The sequence below is a fragment of the Niveispirillum irakense DSM 11586 genome (assembly GCF_000429645.1).
Taxonomy (GTDB): Bacteria; Pseudomonadota; Alphaproteobacteria; order Azospirillales; family Azospirillaceae; genus Niveispirillum; species Niveispirillum irakense.
The window spans coordinates 377,205-393,293 of the sequence record NZ_KE386934.1; the positions used below are offsets into that span (position 1 = coordinate 377,205).

Consider the following 16,089-nt stretch of genomic DNA (forward strand, 5'->3'; position numbering starts at 1 on the left):
GCATCAGGCCACCGACTGGCGGACCATCTCCTCCAGCCGGGTGGTCCGCATGTAAAGGCTGTGGCTGCGTTCCAGCAGGGAGCGCAGCCCGGCTGGCAATTCCAGATTGTCAGGACCAGACGGGTCAGAACAGATGCGTCCGCCGGACAGGGCGAAATCATCCCCCACGGCCTGCTCCTGCGTCATCTCCCCCACATGCACGGCCTTCTGCGCCAGCATCCAGGCCATCACCTGGGTCAACCGACTGGTGACGCGCATCGATTCATAGGAAATCTGCAGGCGGGTGCCGGGCGGCAGGCCGCGCTGATCAACCGCTTCCTGATAGGCGACGTAGTTACGTGCCTCTACCAGAAGCGCCATCGTCTCGTCATAGGCGCGATCAAAAAAGCGGGTCGGACCATTCACCCTGACACCCTCCCGGTGCCGCTGCCCTGGGGCACGACACCCTGCTCAGTTTCACTACTGTAGGGGTGAACACCCGAAACTGGCAACCGATCCCAAAGGGCAGGTTTCGATCTCTGGTGGCAGATTTCAAGGCGCCATCCCCCTGCCCCGCCGCTGTGAGAGCGGCTGAAAATTTTTCAGTGCCCCCTCTTGAAGCCAGGGGGGAGGCTAAATAGATCAAGGACGTGGCAGCGACGCCCGTTTCGGGGTCGCCAGCGCCACAAAGGAACGGGCCGCCCGATGTCGGGGGTCCGGGATCAACGTATCGCTCTTGGAGGATACTTATGCGTACCTATGACCTTTCGCCGCTGTTCCGCTCCACCGTCGGCTTTGACCGTGTGACCCGCCTTCTGGAATCTGCCTTGAATGGCGAAGATGGCGGCAACAGCGCCTATCCCCCGTACAATATTGAAAAGCTGGGCGACGACCAGTACCGCATCACCATGGCGGTGGCCGGTTTCGCGCTGGATGATCTGGAGATCACTGCGCACCCCAACCTGCTGATCGTGCAGGGCAAGGCCAAGGAAACCGACAATGGCGCCGTGTTCCTGCATCGCGGGATCGCTGGCCGCGCCTTTGAGCGGCGCTTCCAGTTGGCCGACCATATCCGCGTCAGCAATGCGACGCTGGAGAACGGCCTGCTGCATGTCGAACTGGTGCGTGAAGTGCCGGAGACGATGAAGCCCCGGACCATTCAGATCAGCGGCAATACGGCCCCGGCCAGCCTCTCCCACGCCGCCTGATCGGTTTGCGTCACCCTGAAATTAGTGAGGGCCGCTGCGGTGCAGCGGCCCTTCATTTTTTTACCCGTTTCCCTGAAGCCCCGCCCGTTCAACCCGGAACGAACGACTGCGACGGTATGCATCGGGCACATTGCGGTCAACCCTTCTTGACGGTCTTGTGACAAAACCATGGGTAGTTCGAAGGGCATTGTTGCCATTTTAACTCAGTTTGCCTGCCCCGCAGGCAACTTTTGTTCGTTTTGAGGCAGTTGGGCATAGCCAGCCTCGCGGAAGGCCGCCTTGATCTCTTCCAGAATGATCGGATCATCAATGGTGGCAGGCATGCGCCATTGCTCACTGTCGGCAATCTTCTGCATCGTCCCACGCAGGATTTTGCCGGACCGGGTTTTGGGTAAACGGTCCACGACAATGGCCTGTTTGAACGCCGCAACGGGGCCGATCTCATCCCGAACCTTGGCGATGACATCGGCGATGATCTCCGCATGGGACCGGGTCACACCATTTTTCAGCACGATCAAACCAAAGGGCAACTGGCCTTTCAGGGAATCGGCAACCCCGATCACGGCGCATTCCGCAACGTCGGGATGGCCGGACAGCACCTCCTCCATCGCGCCGGTGGACAGGCGGTGGCCTGCGACATTGATGATGTCATCCGTCCGCGCCATGACGAAGATATAACCGTCGCTATCGATGAAGCCGGCATCCGATGTCTGATAATAACCGGGATAATCAGCAAGATAGCTTTTTACGAATCGATCATCCGCATTCCAGAGCGTTGGTAGCGTACCCGGCGGCAGCGGCAACCGGGCGACGATGGCACCGATATCGCCGGCCCGAACCGGCTGCCCATCGGCGGCCAGCACCCTTATGTCCCAGCCCGGCAGCGGCTTGGCCGTGCTGCCATATTTCACCGGGAACAAGCCCAGCCCCATCGGGTTGCCGGCGATGGGCCAGCCGGTTTCGGTCTGCCACCAATGGTCAATCACTGGCACCTGCAGATTGCTTTCCGCCCATTGCAGCGTATCCGGGTCCGACCGCTCCCCGGCCAGGAACAGCACGCGCAGGCTGGACAGATCATAATCCTTGATCTTAGTCCCCTGCGGGTCTTCCCGCTTGATGGCGCGGAAGGCGGTGGGGGCCGTGAACAAAGCCACGGCCTTATGCTCCGCAATCACCCGCCAGAAGGCGCCGGCATCGGGCGTGCCCACGGGCTTGCCTTCATAAACAACGCTGGTGCAGCCCTGCAGCAGCGGGCCGTAAACAATATAGGAATGGCCGACCACCCAGCCGACATCGCTGGCGGTCCAGAACACCTCGCCGGGCCGGATGCCATAGAAATGGTCCATGGTCCATTTCAGCGCGACGGCATAACCGCCCGTGTCGCGCACCACACCCTTGGGCTGACCCGTCGTGCCCGATGTGTAGAGGATGTAAAGCGGGTGGGTTGCCTCCACCATCTCGCACTCAACCGGTGCAGCATCTGCCATCGCGGCATCCCAAACCACGTCCCGGCCCGGCAGCAGCGTCGCAATCTGCTGCGGGCGCTGGAACAGGATGCAGCGGGAAGGCTTGTGGGACGCGTGCTCAATCGCGGCATCCAGCATCGGCTTATAGGCAATGACCCGGCTGCCCTCGATCCCGCAGCTTGCGGAGACGATCACCTTGGGCTGGGCGTCATTGATCCGGGTGGCCAGCTCATGCGGTGCGAATCCGCCAAAGACGACGGAATGGATGGCGCCGATCCGGGCACAGGCCAGCATGGCCACCGCGGCTTCCGGCACCATTGGCATATAGATGATGACCCGGTCACCCTTGGCCACCCCGGCATCCCGCAGCACGCCGCCAAAGCGCGACACCTGATCCAGCAGGTCCGCATAGGTGATGGTGCGCTTGGTGCCGGTGACCGGGCTGTCATGGATCAGCGCCGCCTGATCACCGCGACCCGCGGCAACATGGCGATCCACCGCATTCCAGCACATGTTCAGCCGGCCATCCGTAAACCAGCGATAAAATGGTTTGGCGCTATCATCCAGGATAGTGGACGGCGGTACGGCCCAATCCACCGCCCGGGCGGCATCGGCCCAGAAACCAGTTGGGTCAGCTAATGATTGTGCATGAAGGTCTTCATACCGTGCCGTCATGATGCTTCCTCCCCCTTTTATTCGCGCGTAAAGGAAAGTCGTGCGACAAGTCTCCCGTCATCTGCGTGAATCGTTTACAACCCTTGTCGTCGGACCTTTGTCTTTCCTTCTCCAAACATCGCGAACCGAAGAACCGTTTCATCCCCTACCTTGGTCTGATCAAATATTCGCCGGCCGCCAAAGCAGGACGCATCCGATAAAATGATTGTCGATAGCCGCCACATCCTGTTCTCGCCCTCGGCCCTTCGCGCCGCCCTGTCCACATATCGGGAACTGTTTCCCCAGAAGCAGCCGCCTGGACATCTGGGGCCGATCATCATCCGCCGGCAGAGCCCGATCATGCTGGGAATCCAGGTTCAGGCCTATGGCGCCTCGGCTTACCGTGAGTTGGAGATGGCGGAGAGCGAGGTGGCGGCCATGCTGATCGTCTATTGCCGGAAGCTGAAAATCCCCCTGCCCCGCACTGCCGAGAAGGCAATTAAGGTTGAGGGCGACAACATCGCGCTGATCGTCTCCAAGACACTGGCGCTCGCCACCGCGACACCGTGACGCGTACCAGGGGGACGCGCACCAGGGGAACGCACATCGGAGGAACGCGCATCCGGCGCTGTCGTTACGGCTCCACTGGCACGGGCTTGGGCCGCAAGGTGGCGACCAGCGCCTTCACATCCTCGCCGCGCAGCAGCGGATAGCGTGTGCGGACAAGATCAGCCAATTCCGCCGGGTCCCAATCACGCAGCGCGCCAGGATCGAAATGGAGCGCCAGATATTCCCCCGCCAGCAGCGAGCCTTCACTGGCGAAGAAGCGGATTCGGTGGATCACATCCGTGGATGGCAGGTCCGACGGTTCCCCCGCAGCGGCATCGCAACAGGCCAGCAGGCGCAGCAGCGCATCACGTCCCGGTTCGGCCTGCCAATGCCGAACGGCATCAATAATGGCCTGCATCGCAGTTACATCACGGATTGGCGCTGTCTGGCGGGCAAGCTGTTCCAAAAGCGTGCCGGCATCGTCCAGCGCCTCTTCCAACTCGAAGATTGCCGGCGTGTCGCGCCGCTCCTCAAGTTCCCGCAGGATCAGGGGATGCAGCGGCTGGTGATCATCCAGCCCGAACCAGACATTGTCGAACCACTGGATCGCGCGCTCCACCCGCACATCGCCCCGCGGCGCCCGGATCACCTGATCAATCAGCACCTGTTCATCCAGAAGCGCGTCGGGGACCGGCACCTGGTCCGGCAGCATACCGGCCAGGACAGGGTCTATCTCATGCGTCAGGTTCACTGCCAGCAGCACGGTCACATGGGTGACAAAGGCACTGGCGATCTGCCGTGCCGCCATCATGTCCATGTCCATGGCTCTATCCTCCCCTTGGACGCCGTTCATCGCCGCCATTGCCATGATGGGCCGAAAAGGGCCAGAACGGCAATGCGCTTGGCGCCGGCTTCGTCACAGGCCGCCACAGCCCTTGCGGGGAGGATTGCCCATGCTGATCGAGATCTATGCCGACCTTGTCTGTCCCTGGTGCTATATCGGCAAGGTCCGGCTGGAACAGGCATTGTCCAACCGGCCGCAGGCCCGGGTGGACTTGCGCTGGCTGCCTTTCCAGCTCAATCCCGAACTCCCGCCCGAGGGGGTGGACCGGGCCACCTACCTCACCGTCAAGTTCGGCGGTGTGGAACGGGCGCGCCAGCTCAGCGCATCGCTGGAGCAGGCAGCGGAACGGGAAGGACTCTCCCTGCGCCTGGATCGGATTCGGCGCACGCCCAACACGACCCAGGCTCATCGGCTGGTGCGTCTGGCCGATGGATTCGGCCAGGGCACGGCCATGGCAGGCCGGCTGTTCAAAGCCTATTTCGAAGAAGGCAAGGATATTGGCGACCTGGATGCGCTGACGGACCTTGCGGGTGAGATCGGGCTGTCCCAGGAAGAAACCAGAACCTATCTGGAAGGCGACGCCGACCGCGCTGCCATCCGCGCCGCCGACCAGACCGCGCGCCAACTGGGGGTGCAGGCCGTGCCCTGCTTCGTGTTTGACCGCCGCTACGCCCTGTCCGGTGCCCAGGAATGGACGGCCTTCTTGCCCATGCTGGATCTGGCACGCGGTAACGATCCCGCCAATCGCGCCCGATCCTGATCGACAGGCCCCCATCATCCGACGGGCATAAAAAAAGCGGACCGGTCTGATCCGGCCCGCTTTCTTCGTGTCTCATACCAATCTCCCGTGATCGTGGCCGATCACAGGAGATTTCGTGCTCCCTCACTCGCCGGGCGGGCGCATCCGCGCCCTTGGCTCACGCCGCACGAGCGGCGGGTCGGCAGCCGGCACCCGATCACTCTGCCGCCACGCGCACGCGCGGCTGGCTGTCGCGGGTGGCCTTCAGCCCCTCCGCCACCAGGAAGGCCAGTTCCAGCGACTGGCTGGCATTCAGGCGCGGATCGCAGGCGGTGTGGTAACGCAGGGCCAGCGCATGATCGGTGATGGCCTGGGCGCCACCGGTGCATTCGGTCACGTCCTGGCCCGTCATCTCGAAATGCACGCCACCCGGATAGGCCCCTTCGGCGCGGCAGACATCCATGAAGCCCCGCACTTCGGTCAGCACCCGGTCAAACGGCCGGGTCTTGTAGCCGGTGGAGGATTTGACGGTGTTGCCATGCATGGGGTCACATGACCAGACGACCTGGCGGCCCTCGCGCAGCACGCGGCGGACCAGCGGGGCCAGCTTGTCGCCGACCTTGTCCGAACCCATGCGGACGATGAGCGTAAGGCGACCAGCCTCATCCTCCGGGTTCAGGATGTCGATCAGACGGATCAGGTCATCCGGGTCCATGGTGGGGCCGCATTTCAGGCCGATGGGGTTCTTCACCCCGCGCAGGAATTCCACATGCGCACCATCATGCTGGCGGGTGCGGTCACCGATCCACAGCATATGGGCGGAGACGTCGTACCAATCGCCGCTGGTGCTGTCGATGCGGGTCATCGCCTGCTCATAGGGCAGCAGCAGCGCCTCATGGCTGGTGAACAGTTCCGTCTCGCGGATCTGCGGCGTGGTAGCGCCATTGATGCCGCAGGCCGCCATGAAGGACAAAGCCTCGTCCAGCCGGTTGGCCAGGTCCTGGTACCGTTCGCCCTGCGGGCTCTTCTCCACAAAGCCCAGATTCCACTGATGCACCTTATGCAGGTCGGCATAGCCGCCCTGGGCAAAGGCGCGCAGCAGGTTCAGGGTTGCGGCAGACTGGTTATAGGCCTGGACCATCCGCTCCGGATCGGGAATGCGCGCTTCGGGCGTGAAATCGAAGCCGTTGATGATATCCCCACGGTAGGAGGGCAGTTCCACATCGCCCACCATTTCCGTGTCGGCGGAACGCGGCTTGGCGAACTGGCCGGCCAGACGGCCCACCTTCACCACCGGCGTGGCGGAACCGAAGGTCAGCACCACGGCCATCTGCAACAGCACGCGGAACGTGTCGCGGATATTGTTGGGGTGGAACTCGGCAAAGCTCTCGGCGCAATCACCGCCCTGCAACAGGAAGGCCTCGCCCCGGGCGACCTTGCCCAGATGATCCTTCAGGCGGCGCGCTTCACCCGCAAAAACCAGGGGTGGATATGTCGCCAATCTTGTTTCCACCGCCTTCAACTTGTCGGCGTCGGGATAAAACGGGACCTGCCGGATCGGCTTGGCGCGCCAGCTGTCGGGCGTCCAGCGCCCAGCGGTCCCCACCTTCTGCATATCCGTCGGCATGGTCCTACCTCATCCTTTTCATCAGCACCGCCTGGCCTCTCTCTACTGCCGGCGGGTCCGTCAAGTTACCCATCGCTGATCCGTGCGACCAGTGGGTCGATCTTTGTATGCGAGTCGAAGGGGTATTTTCCAGTCCCATCAACCTGCATTTTGCGCAATGTTCGTGCGCATTTAGACCGCACGCCTGTGCAGACCGACGCTATACTGCCGACAAATCCCGGTATGCGGACATCAGGACACCATGGCCACAGCACATCAGGCAGCGGAAGAGACAGCACCGAAGAAGCAGGCCAAGGGCTGGCGGGATGTGATGCGGGCACTGCGGCGGCCCAAGGTTCTGGTCATGCTGCTGCTGGGCTTCTCCTCTGGCCTGCCCTTCCTGCTCACCGGGAACACGCTGGGTTTCTGGCTGCGCGAAGGCGGCAGCGATCTGGCCGCCATTGGCTTCCTGTCCTGGATCGGCATTGTTTATTCGCTGAAAATGCTGTGGGCGCCGCTGGTGGACCGGCTGGATGTGCCGGGCCTGGGCTGGCTGGGGCGCCGGCGGGGCTGGATGCTGGTCTCCCAGATTATTATCGGCGCCGGCCTGCTGGGCATGGCGGCAGTGGGGCCGGCTGGCGGTGAAGGGCTGTGGGCGTTGGGCGGTTTTGCCCTGATGGCGGCCTTCGCCTCGGCCACACAGGATATCGTGGTCGATGCCTGGCGCATTGAAAGTGCGGCCGATGGGGAAGAACAGGGCCTGCTCTCCGCCGCTTATCAGATCGGCTACCGCGCGGCGATGCTGGCGACGGACAGTCTGATCCTGCTGCTGGCCGCCGGCATTGGCTGGCAGATGTCCTATGGCGTGGCCGGGCTGACGATGGTGATCGGCATCGGTGCGACACTGGCGGCGACGGAACCCGTACGCGCCGCGCTGACTGGCAGTGCCGTCAAACCACTATGGAGCGCATCGGGCCTGTTTGATGCCTATGTCGGCCCGCTGCTGGTGTTCCTGCGCAGCCATGGGCAACTTGCGCTGTTGATGCTGCTGGTGGTCTGCCTCTACCGGCTGGGTGATTTCATGATCGGCCCCATGATCAACCCTTTCTATGTCGATCTGGGATTGACGAAGGAAGTGGTGGGCACCGTGCGCGCCTCTGTCGGGCTATGGGCTTCTGTGGCGGGAATCGCGCTGGGCGGGCTTTGCTCGGTCAAGCTGGGATTCGGGAAGACACTCATTCTGGGGGCGATTCTCGGCCCGTTCTCCAACCTCGCCTTCAGTGCCATGGCACTGGCCGGCCCGGATATCGGCGTGTTCACAGCCGCCATCATCGTGGACAATATCTCCACCGGATTCGCGGGCGTGGCCCTGACCGCCTATATGTCCAGCCTGACCAGCATCGGCTATACGGCCACACAATATGCCCTGCTCACCTCCTTCTATGCCCTGCTGGGCAAGGTGCTGAAGGGCTTTTCCGGCGGGATCGTGGATGCGTTGACCCCTGCCTGGGGCCTGCTGCACGCCTATGGGCTGTTCTTTGCCGGGACCGCCCTGGTTGGCGTGCCGGTGGTGATCCTCTGCATCATCCTGAATAGGGCCACCGCCGCCCACCGGCAGCCCTGACAGCGCCACTAGAAGCCGCAAGGGCAGGTACACATGGCCGGCGGACCACCGGAACCGCCGCTCCCGGACCCCGATCCTGGACCCACAGGCGTGTAGCCACCGCCCGGCACCGATGGCCCGACTGGTGCGCCCCCACCACCGCCACCCGGCGGCACCGAACCGCCGGAACCACCCGGAACCGGCGCACCACCTCCTCCCGGACCCGATCCCGGATCCACAGGCGTATAACCCCCGCCCGGCACCGATGGCCCGACCGGTGCGACCCCACCACCGCCACCCGGCGGCACCGAACCGCCGGAACCACCCGGAACCGGCGCACCACCACCTCCCGGACCCGACCCCGGACCCACAGGCGTATAGTCGCCGCCCGGCCCCGATGGCCCGACCGGCCCCCCCCCACCGCCGCCGCCCGGCGGCACCTGGCCGCCGGAACCAGCCGGAACGAGCACACCCCCAGGGTCCGGCCCCAGAGGCGTATAGCCGCCGGGTGTGATCGGGGGCGATGTCGGAACAGAGGGAACACCTGTCGGTATATTGACGACCGGCACCGATGGTCCGCTGCCCGTGCCACCACCATTCGCAGGCATACCCGGCGATGGGGCCGCACCAGGGCCCGCAGTTGCGCCGGGTAATGGCACGCCGGTCGGGTTTCCTGGGACCATGCCCGTCCCGCTATCTGCCACCGCCATCCCCGGCAAGCCGGGCACACCCGGCATCATGACCGGCGGCACCATGATCAGGGAACTGCCCAGCGCCACCATGGTACCGCTGACGGGATTGATCAGTTCACCCCCGATCAACATTATATGAAAGGGAAAGCCCGTGCTTTCGGTCACCGCTGTTGAAATCGCCCCCAAATCCAACGGTTGATCCGCATAGATGACCGGATTGTCGATCCGGGCCGCCATCACGACCTGCCGCTGGGTGAGGCTTTGCAGAATATCAACACCCACCGTGGCACCGGCTGCGGCCAGCGCAGTGGCGCCGTTTGCCCCGTTCGTGATGCGCAGATCACGGAAACGGACCATCGGTGGATAGGTGGTGCCGCCCGCCGGCTCCATCTGGATATGCATATTACGGAGACCGCCCGCGTTCAGTGCCGCCAGCACCTGCGATGCCTGCACCGGCAGGTCGAACATGAAAGGCAAAAGCCCCAGGAGAAGCAGGACCGCCGCGATGACATAGAGCAGCAGACGCAACACCCAGCGCAGGGGCTTCAGCAGAATGGACAGCATGGACACAACCAGCGACGGCAAGCAGGGCCCCCATCCTATCGCCTTTGCTTGAAAGCCCACAGTCTCACCGCACGCATAGGCAGCGGGTCCAGGATCAGACCGATGGACAGCAGCGGGAACTGCACGCATCTTAAGCGAAATCAGCACCCCGATGGCCTTACCCCTTGCAGTCTGTCCCCATGCCCCCTTTCCCCGCCCCGACCCTGTTCACCTTCCGCTGGCGCAATGAGGCCGGCAAATGGACAGAGCTGAATTGCTGGGCCGCCACCCAGACGGAGGCGGAGGATTCCGCCCGCCGGGCCGGCTGGCCCGGCCATGACGGCACCCGGCTGGGGCGCTATCGGGCATGGCTGAAAGAGGCGGTAATGGGTGATGAAAAAATCTGAACAAGTTGCTTGACACACCCCCCGGATTTTTCTAAATAGCGGCTCCCGATCGGAACGACGGTCGACGGCACTGTAGCTCAGCGGTAGAGCAGGGGACTCATAAGCCCTTGGTCGCGTGTTCAAATCACGCCAGTGCCACCATCCAATTCGCAAAGGGCGCCGAAGCGATGCTTCCGGCGCCCTTTGTCATTTCGGGCTATTTTCCATCTTTCGTCCCACGCTGGTTGTCGGGCTGCGCCCGCTCGCCTAGGATTGGGGATGCGGGGATGATCCCTGCCAAGAAAGGTCTGAAGGATCATGCCTGACAGCCCCCTTCCCGCCCCCCCTTCCATCCCCGGTGCCGTCACCAGCATGGAAGCCCTTGAAGCGCTGTATGGGGAGCCGGGGAAACCATCCCTGGTGAAAGAGACAGCACGGCTGACACCAGGCTATCGAGTGTTGATCGAATCCTCGCCGTTCTGCGCGCTGGCCACTGCCGGGCCGGAAGGGCTGGATGTGTCGCCGCGTGGCGATGCGGCGGGATTCGTCCATATCCTGGATGATCGCACATTGCTGCTGCCCGACCGGCGCGGCAATAACCGCATCGACAGCCTGCGCAATGTGATGCGCGATCCCCGCGTCGCCCTGCTATTCCTGATACCCGGCCTGAATGAGACCCTGCGGGTGAATGGCCGCGCCGCCATCAGCGCCGATCCCGACCTGTGCGCCCGCTTCACCACGGATGGGCATCCGCCGCGCAGCGTGCTGTGGATCGCCATCGACAGTGTCTATTTCCAATGTGCCCGCGCCCTGCTCCGCTCCGGCTTGTGGCAAGGAGGGAGGGCGCGGCCGGAAGGCCTGCCGACACCCGGCACCTTGATTGCCGAGGCGAGTTCCGGTGCCTATGGCGGCCCGGATTATGATGCGCTGCTGGCAGAACGTCTGCCCACATCACTCTATTAAGGGGAAGGGATAGCCATGGCCCGGCGGCGCCCATCGCTTTATCTGGTTCCGGCGATCCTGCTGGCTTTGCTGTTCGTGGCCATTCCAGGCCTGCCCCTGGGGCTGCCGCCGGAAATTCTCGGCTTCTGGGATGGGCTGGTGGCACCCCTCCGCACCCCTGTCACCGCTTTCTGGTGGCACTATGTGCGCGGCGGCGACCAGCAGCCGCTTTTCAACGCGCTGACCTATCTCACCATGGTGGCGATTCTGGTCCTGCCCTGGGTGCTGGTCCGCTGGCTGTGGATCAGGCGGCGACGGGCTGGCGGCGCTGGTCTGTTCCACTGATCCAGCCGCCGCCCAGCATCCGCTCCCCATCATAGAAAACGGCGGCTTGGCCGGGAGAAATGCCGAACTGCGGCTGTTCCAGGTCCAACGTGGCCTTGCCGTCGCCCAGCAGCATCAGCACCGCCAGCGCCGGCTGCTGGGCCGAGCGCAGCTTGACGAAGACCGGCATCGGCACACCAATGGCAGCCGTGCCCAGCCAGTTCACCTCCCGCACCATCACCCGGTCACGGGCGAGCGCAGCGCGGGGGCCGACAATCACCTGATTAGCGATGGGATCGACCCGCACGACGTAAAGCGGATCAGCCTCGTCCCCGCCATCGCCCTTGCGCCCACCGATCCCCAGGCCGCGCCGCTGGCCGACGGTGTAATGGATCACCCCGTCATGCCGGCCCATGATGGTGCCATCGACATGCACAATCTCCCCCGGCCGCACGGCACCGGGGCGCAGCGTTTCCACCACCTTGGCGTAACCACCGGTGGGCACGAAGCAGATATCCTGGCTGTCCGGCTTGTCGGCCACGGGCAGGCCCAGATCGTCGGCGATGGCACGGGTTTCCGTCTTGGGCTTGGTGCCCAGGGGGAAGCGCAGGAAATCAAGCTGCTCCTGCGTGGTGGCGAACAGGAAATAGGACTGGTCGCGGCCATGGTCGGCCCCGCGCAGCATCTGCGCCTTGCCATCGGCCCCGACCACACGCTGGGCGTAATGGCCCGTCGCCATGCAATCGGCCCCCAGTTCGCGCGCCTGATCCAGCAGATCCTTGAACTTGACCGTCTGGTTGCAGCGCACGCAGGGGATCGGCGTTTCGCCCTTCAGATAGGTATCGACGAAATCGTCCATCACCGATTGTTTGAACCGGCTTTCATAATCCAGCACATAATGCGGGATGTCGATCTGGTCGGCCACGCGACGGGCATCATAAATGTCCTGTCCGGCGCAGCAGGCCCCCTTCTTGCCGACCGTCATGCCATAATCATAAAGCTGAAGGGTGATGCCGACGACATCATAGCCCTCCCGCTTCAGCATGGCGGCAGCGACGGAGCTGTCCACGCCGCCAGACATGGCGACGACGACACGGGTTTCGGCCGGGGCCTTATCGATTCCAAGCGAGTTCATGGCCGCAAATATAAGCCGCAATGCCACGGCCTGCCATGGGGCGGGCAAGCATTGCCGCTATGAAGCGCCGGCCTGCTTTATTGTCGCCACGACATGTCCGCCGCTGCCATTGGCGTACCAGCCCCCTATGCTGGGCCGGCCCCGTCATTGCGCAAGAAGGCCGCCATCATGACCGCCGCCACCATCGCCCATGTTGATACCCTGTTGATCGGCACCCCCCAGCCCCTGGGCCCCAGGTCCGTGCCCAGCAGCATCGCCACCCGCCAGCCCGTCACCGGACCGGTGCAGGTGGGGGAGAACGGGCTGATCGGTGATCAGGTGGGGGATACCAAGATCCATGGCGGGCCGGAAAAGGCCATCCACCTTTACCCGCATGATCATTATGCCGCCTGGGCCGCCGAACAGCCTGCCATGGCCCCCTTACTGGCCCAACCCGGCGCGTTTGGGGAAAACCTGTCGGTCAGCGGGTTGGTGGAAGCGGATGTCTGCCTGGGCGATGTGGTGGAAATTGGCAGCACCCGGCTTCAGCTTGCCCAGGGCCGGCAGCCCTGCTGGAAGCTGGGTGTGCGGTTCGGCCTGCCCGTCCTGCCGCGTCTGGTGCAGAAGACGGGGCGCATTGGCTGGTATTACCGGGTGCTGACGCCCGGCACGATCCGTCAGGGTGACCCGATCCGCCTGCTGGACCGGCCGAATCCGGCCTGGGATCTCGCCAGCACGCTGCGCCTGCTTTATGTCGACACGCTGGACCGCGACCGGCTGGAGGTTCTGGCCGAACTGCCGGGCGCCAGCCCCGGCCTGCGGCGGCTGGCGGCCAACCGGCTGGCCAATGCAGCGGTGGAGGATTGGGGCCGCCGCCTGGACGGCATGCCCTCCTGACCCGCTTTCAAAAAGGCGCGAAAGCCTTGATCACACAGCCTGATGGACCTGCAACCGGTCCATCAGCGGGCCCTGCCATTCTGCCGGCACCGGCTCCACCTTGGTGATCCAGTTATAAAGGTCGGGGTCGTTATTCTCCATCAACGCCTCATAGGCATCGACTTCCGCTTCAGTCATGGTCGCCAGATATTTGCGGGCGAAGCTGCCCATCAGCAGGTCCATTTCCTTGGTGCCCCGATGTTCGCTGCGGAAAATCAAGCGCTTGCGACGATTATCCAGTTCCATCTCGCTCATCTCTGCCATCATCGGGGTTCCGGTTTGAATTGATGGTAGGATATAGAGCGGTAGCGGCTCTCTGTCAGCCATCCCGCTTCGTTTCGCCCCACCGGAGCCTGCCCTTTGCGTCCCGCCATCCTGTTCCCCCTTTTCGCCCCCATCACCAGCCTGCCGGGCCTGGGGCCGCGTCTTGGCAAGCTGGCGGAACGGCTGGCCGGCCCCCATGTGGTGGATTTGCTGTGGCACAAGCCGGTGGGCATCGTTGACCGCATCGCCGTACCGTCGATCAGCGAGGCGCCGGAGGGGCGCAATGTGGTGCTGACTGTCCGGGTGGATGGGCATATGCCGCCGCACATGCCCAACCGGCCCTACCGCATCCGCTGTGTGGACCATACCGGCCTGATGGATCTGGTCTATTTCCACATCAAGGGGGACTGGCTGGAAAAGAAGCTGCCCGTCGGCAGCCTGATAACCGTGTCCGGCAAGGCGGAATATTATAATAACCAGCTCCAGATCGCCCACCCGGACCATGCCGCCCCGGTGGAGGATGGCGCGCCCGCCACCTCTGCCGTTGAACCCACATATCCCCTGACCGGCGGCCTGAACCCCAAGCCGCTGCGCAATGCCATCCAGGCGGCCCTGGCCCGCGCCCCGCAATTGCCGGAATGGCAGGATGCGGCGTGGCTGAAGCGGCGCGACTGGCCGGATTGGCACAGCGCCCTGACCCGCCTGCACAACCCGGTGGATGAGGCGGACATCAATCCCCTCGGCCCCGTGCGCCAGCGTCTGGCCTATGATGAGTTGCTGGCCAACCAGTTGGCCCTGGCCCTGGTACGGGCGGGGCAGAAGAAGCTGGCGGGCCGCGTGGTGGTGGGTAATGGACGTTTACGCGCCCAGATCACAGCCGCCCTGCCCTATCAACTGACCCACGCCCAGGCCCGCTCCCTTGAGGAGATTTACGCCGACATGGCCCAGCCCGCGCGCATGTTGCGGCTGTTGCAGGGTGATGTGGGCAGCGGCAAGACCGTGGTGGCGTTGATGGCGCTGTTGAACGCGGTGGAAACCGGGGCGCAAGGGGCGCTGATGGCCCCCACCGAAATCCTGGCCCGCCAGCACGCCGAAACCCTGGCGCCTTTGTGCGCAGCCGCCGGCGTTCGGCTGGCCGTGCTGACCGGGCGGGACAAGGGCAAGGCGCGGGCAGCATTGCTGGAAAGGCTGGCGGCGGGGGAGATCGACATCCTGATCGGCACCCATGCTTTGTTTCAGGACGAGGTGGCCTTTGCCGATCTGGCGCTGGCGGTGATCGACGAACAGCATAAGTTCGGCGTTCACCAGCGCCTGCAACTGGCGGCCAAGGGGCGCGGGGTGGATACGCTGGTGATGACGGCCACGCCGATCCCCCGCACCCTGACCCTGACCGCCTATGGCGATATGGATGTCTCCCGCCTGGATGAAAAGCCGCCGGGCCGCCAGCCGGTGAAAACCGTGGTGATGCATTCCGACCGGCTGGAAGAGGTGGTATCCGGCCTGCCCCGCGCCATCGGGTCCGGCCAGCGCATCTATTGGGTGTGCCCGCTGGTGGATGAAAGCGAACAGGTCGATCTGGCCGCCGCCACCCACCGCCACGCCACCCTGCTGGAACGGTTCGGCGACCGGGTGGGCCTGATCCATGGCAAGATGAAGGGGCCGGAAAAGGATGCTGTGATGGCCGCCTTTGCCGAGGGGCGGCTGGATATTCTGGTGGCCACCACGGTGATTGAGGTCGGCGTAAATGTGCCGGAAGCCACCATCATGATCATCGAACATGCCGAACGATTCGGCCTGGCGCAGTTGCACCAGTTGCGCGGCCGGGTGGGCCGTGGATCGGGTGCCTCCACCTGCCTGCTGCTCTATTACCAGCCGCTGGGCGAGGTGGCACGCCAGCGCCTGCAGGTGATGAAGGAGACGGAAGACGGCTTCCTGATCGCCGAAAAAGACCTGGAACTGCGCGGGGCCGGCGAAATGCTGGGCACCAAACAATCCGGCATCCCGGAATTCCGGCTGGCCGATCTGGCCGTGCATGGGGAATTGCTGGCGGTGGCGCGCGATGACGCCAAGCTGATCATCGAGCGCGACCCGGACCTAGCGTCCGAACGCGGTGTGGCGCTGCGGACGCTGCTTTATCTGTTTGAGCGGGATGCGGCGGTGAAGTATCTTAGATCAGGATGATTTAACCTTAGAATCGCGATATATTCTTGTTGATCGAAGACGAACATAGGAGAAAATTT

General features: G+C 63.8%; 16 protein-coding genes and 1 tRNA gene. 10 read left to right on the forward strand and 7 right to left on the reverse strand.

The annotated features are described in order from the left end of the window. Window positions 1–3: 3 nt before the first annotated feature. The gene (locus tag G473_RS0120725; RefSeq protein ID WP_029014673.1) at window positions 4–405 is read right to left on the reverse strand and encodes a DUF1465 family protein; all 402 of its coding nucleotides are present in this window, start codon (window positions 403–405) and stop codon (window positions 4–6) included. Window positions 406–728: 323 nt separating this feature from the next. Between G473_RS0120725 and G473_RS0120730 the strand changes: the two genes are divergently transcribed. Continuing rightward, complete coding sequence (locus tag G473_RS0120730; protein ID WP_029014674.1) at window positions 729–1,187, forward strand: Hsp20 family protein; 459 nt, start codon at window positions 729–731, stop codon at window positions 1,185–1,187. 203 nt (window positions 1,188–1,390) lie between these two features. Here the strand turns inward: G473_RS0120730 and G473_RS0120735 are convergent, their stop codons facing one another. Continuing rightward, window positions 1,391–3,328 carry a propionyl-CoA synthetase gene (locus tag G473_RS0120735; RefSeq protein WP_029014675.1) on the reverse strand — a complete coding sequence of 646 codons (1,938 nt, stop codon included), beginning with the start codon at window positions 3,326–3,328 and terminating at the stop codon, window positions 1,391–1,393. A 201-nt stretch (window positions 3,329–3,529) separates the two neighbouring features. On the opposite strand from G473_RS0120735, the gene G473_RS0120740 reads away from it, so the two are divergent. Then, window positions 3,530–3,877, forward strand: coding sequence for a hypothetical protein (locus G473_RS0120740; protein WP_029014676.1), 348 nt, complete (start codon window positions 3,530–3,532; stop codon window positions 3,875–3,877). Window positions 3,878–3,941: 64 nt separating this feature from the next. Here G473_RS0120740 and G473_RS0120745 read toward each other — a convergent pair whose 3' ends face one another. Then, the gene (locus G473_RS0120745) at window positions 3,942–4,679 is read right to left on the reverse strand and encodes a hypothetical protein (RefSeq protein WP_029014677.1); all 738 of its coding nucleotides are present in this window, start codon (window positions 4,677–4,679) and stop codon (window positions 3,942–3,944) included. Window positions 4,680–4,809: 130 nt separating this feature from the next. On the opposite strand from G473_RS0120745, the gene G473_RS0120750 reads away from it, so the two are divergent. Beyond that, a complete protein-coding gene (locus tag G473_RS0120750) occupies window positions 4,810–5,460 on the forward strand; it encodes a DsbA family oxidoreductase (protein WP_029014678.1) in 651 nt (216 codons plus the stop codon). Between the two features lie 196 nt (window positions 5,461–5,656). Here G473_RS0120750 and G473_RS0120755 read toward each other — a convergent pair whose 3' ends face one another. Beyond that, window positions 5,657–7,066, reverse strand: coding sequence for a class II 3-deoxy-7-phosphoheptulonate synthase (locus G473_RS0120755; RefSeq protein WP_210163373.1), 1,410 nt, complete (start codon window positions 7,064–7,066; stop codon window positions 5,657–5,659). A 241-nt stretch (window positions 7,067–7,307) separates the two neighbouring features. Between G473_RS0120755 and G473_RS0120760 the strand changes: the two genes are divergently transcribed. Beyond that, window positions 7,308–8,669: an AmpG family muropeptide MFS transporter gene (locus tag G473_RS0120760; RefSeq protein ID WP_029014680.1), complete on the forward strand. Its 1,362-nt coding sequence runs from the start codon at window positions 7,308–7,310 to the stop codon at window positions 8,667–8,669. An 8-nt stretch (window positions 8,670–8,677) separates the two neighbouring features. On the opposite strand, the gene G473_RS30905 is transcribed toward G473_RS0120760, so the two are convergent. Then, the gene (locus G473_RS30905; protein WP_210163374.1) at window positions 8,678–9,904 is read right to left on the reverse strand and encodes a hypothetical protein; all 1,227 of its coding nucleotides are present in this window, start codon (window positions 9,902–9,904) and stop codon (window positions 8,678–8,680) included. 179 nt (window positions 9,905–10,083) lie between these two features. Between G473_RS30905 and G473_RS0120770 the strand changes: the two genes are divergently transcribed. The 4 genes from G473_RS0120770 (at window position 10,084) to G473_RS0120785 (ending at window position 11,556) form a co-directional block, all read left to right on the forward strand. After that, window positions 10,084–10,290, forward strand: coding sequence for a hypothetical protein (locus G473_RS0120770; RefSeq protein ID WP_029014682.1), 207 nt, complete (start codon window positions 10,084–10,086; stop codon window positions 10,288–10,290). 66 nt (window positions 10,291–10,356) lie between these two features. Beyond that, window positions 10,357–10,431 (forward strand) — tRNA-Met (locus G473_RS0120775). A gap of 156 nt (window positions 10,432–10,587) precedes the next feature. Continuing rightward, entirely contained in the window at window positions 10,588–11,232 is a 645-nt protein-coding gene (locus tag G473_RS0120780) for a pyridoxamine 5'-phosphate oxidase family protein (RefSeq protein WP_245580213.1), read from the forward strand. Window positions 11,233–11,247: 15 nt separating this feature from the next. Next, a complete protein-coding gene (locus tag G473_RS0120785; protein WP_029014684.1) occupies window positions 11,248–11,556 on the forward strand; it encodes a hypothetical protein in 309 nt (102 codons plus the stop codon). On the opposite strand, the gene mnmA is transcribed toward G473_RS0120785, so the two are convergent. Then, complete coding sequence (gene mnmA, locus G473_RS0120790) at window positions 11,516–12,670, reverse strand: tRNA 2-thiouridine(34) synthase MnmA (RefSeq protein WP_029014685.1); 1,155 nt, start codon at window positions 12,668–12,670, stop codon at window positions 11,516–11,518. The genes G473_RS0120785 and mnmA overlap by 41 nt on opposite strands. A 93-nt stretch (window positions 12,671–12,763) precedes the next feature. On the opposite strand from mnmA, the gene G473_RS0120795 reads away from it, so the two are divergent. After that, window positions 12,764–13,546, forward strand: coding sequence for an MOSC domain-containing protein (locus G473_RS0120795; protein ID WP_245580217.1), 783 nt, complete (start codon window positions 12,764–12,766; stop codon window positions 13,544–13,546). A 30-nt stretch (window positions 13,547–13,576) separates the two neighbouring features. Here G473_RS0120795 and G473_RS28180 read toward each other — a convergent pair whose 3' ends face one another. Further along, the gene (locus G473_RS28180; protein WP_035708494.1) at window positions 13,577–13,852 is read right to left on the reverse strand and encodes a succinate dehydrogenase assembly factor 2; all 276 of its coding nucleotides are present in this window, start codon (window positions 13,850–13,852) and stop codon (window positions 13,577–13,579) included. Between the two features lie 93 nt (window positions 13,853–13,945). On the opposite strand from G473_RS28180, the gene recG reads away from it, so the two are divergent. Beyond that, a complete protein-coding gene (gene recG / locus G473_RS0120805; RefSeq protein ID WP_029014687.1) occupies window positions 13,946–16,030 on the forward strand; it encodes an ATP-dependent DNA helicase RecG in 2,085 nt (694 codons plus the stop codon). Window positions 16,031–16,089 lie beyond the last annotated feature (59 nt).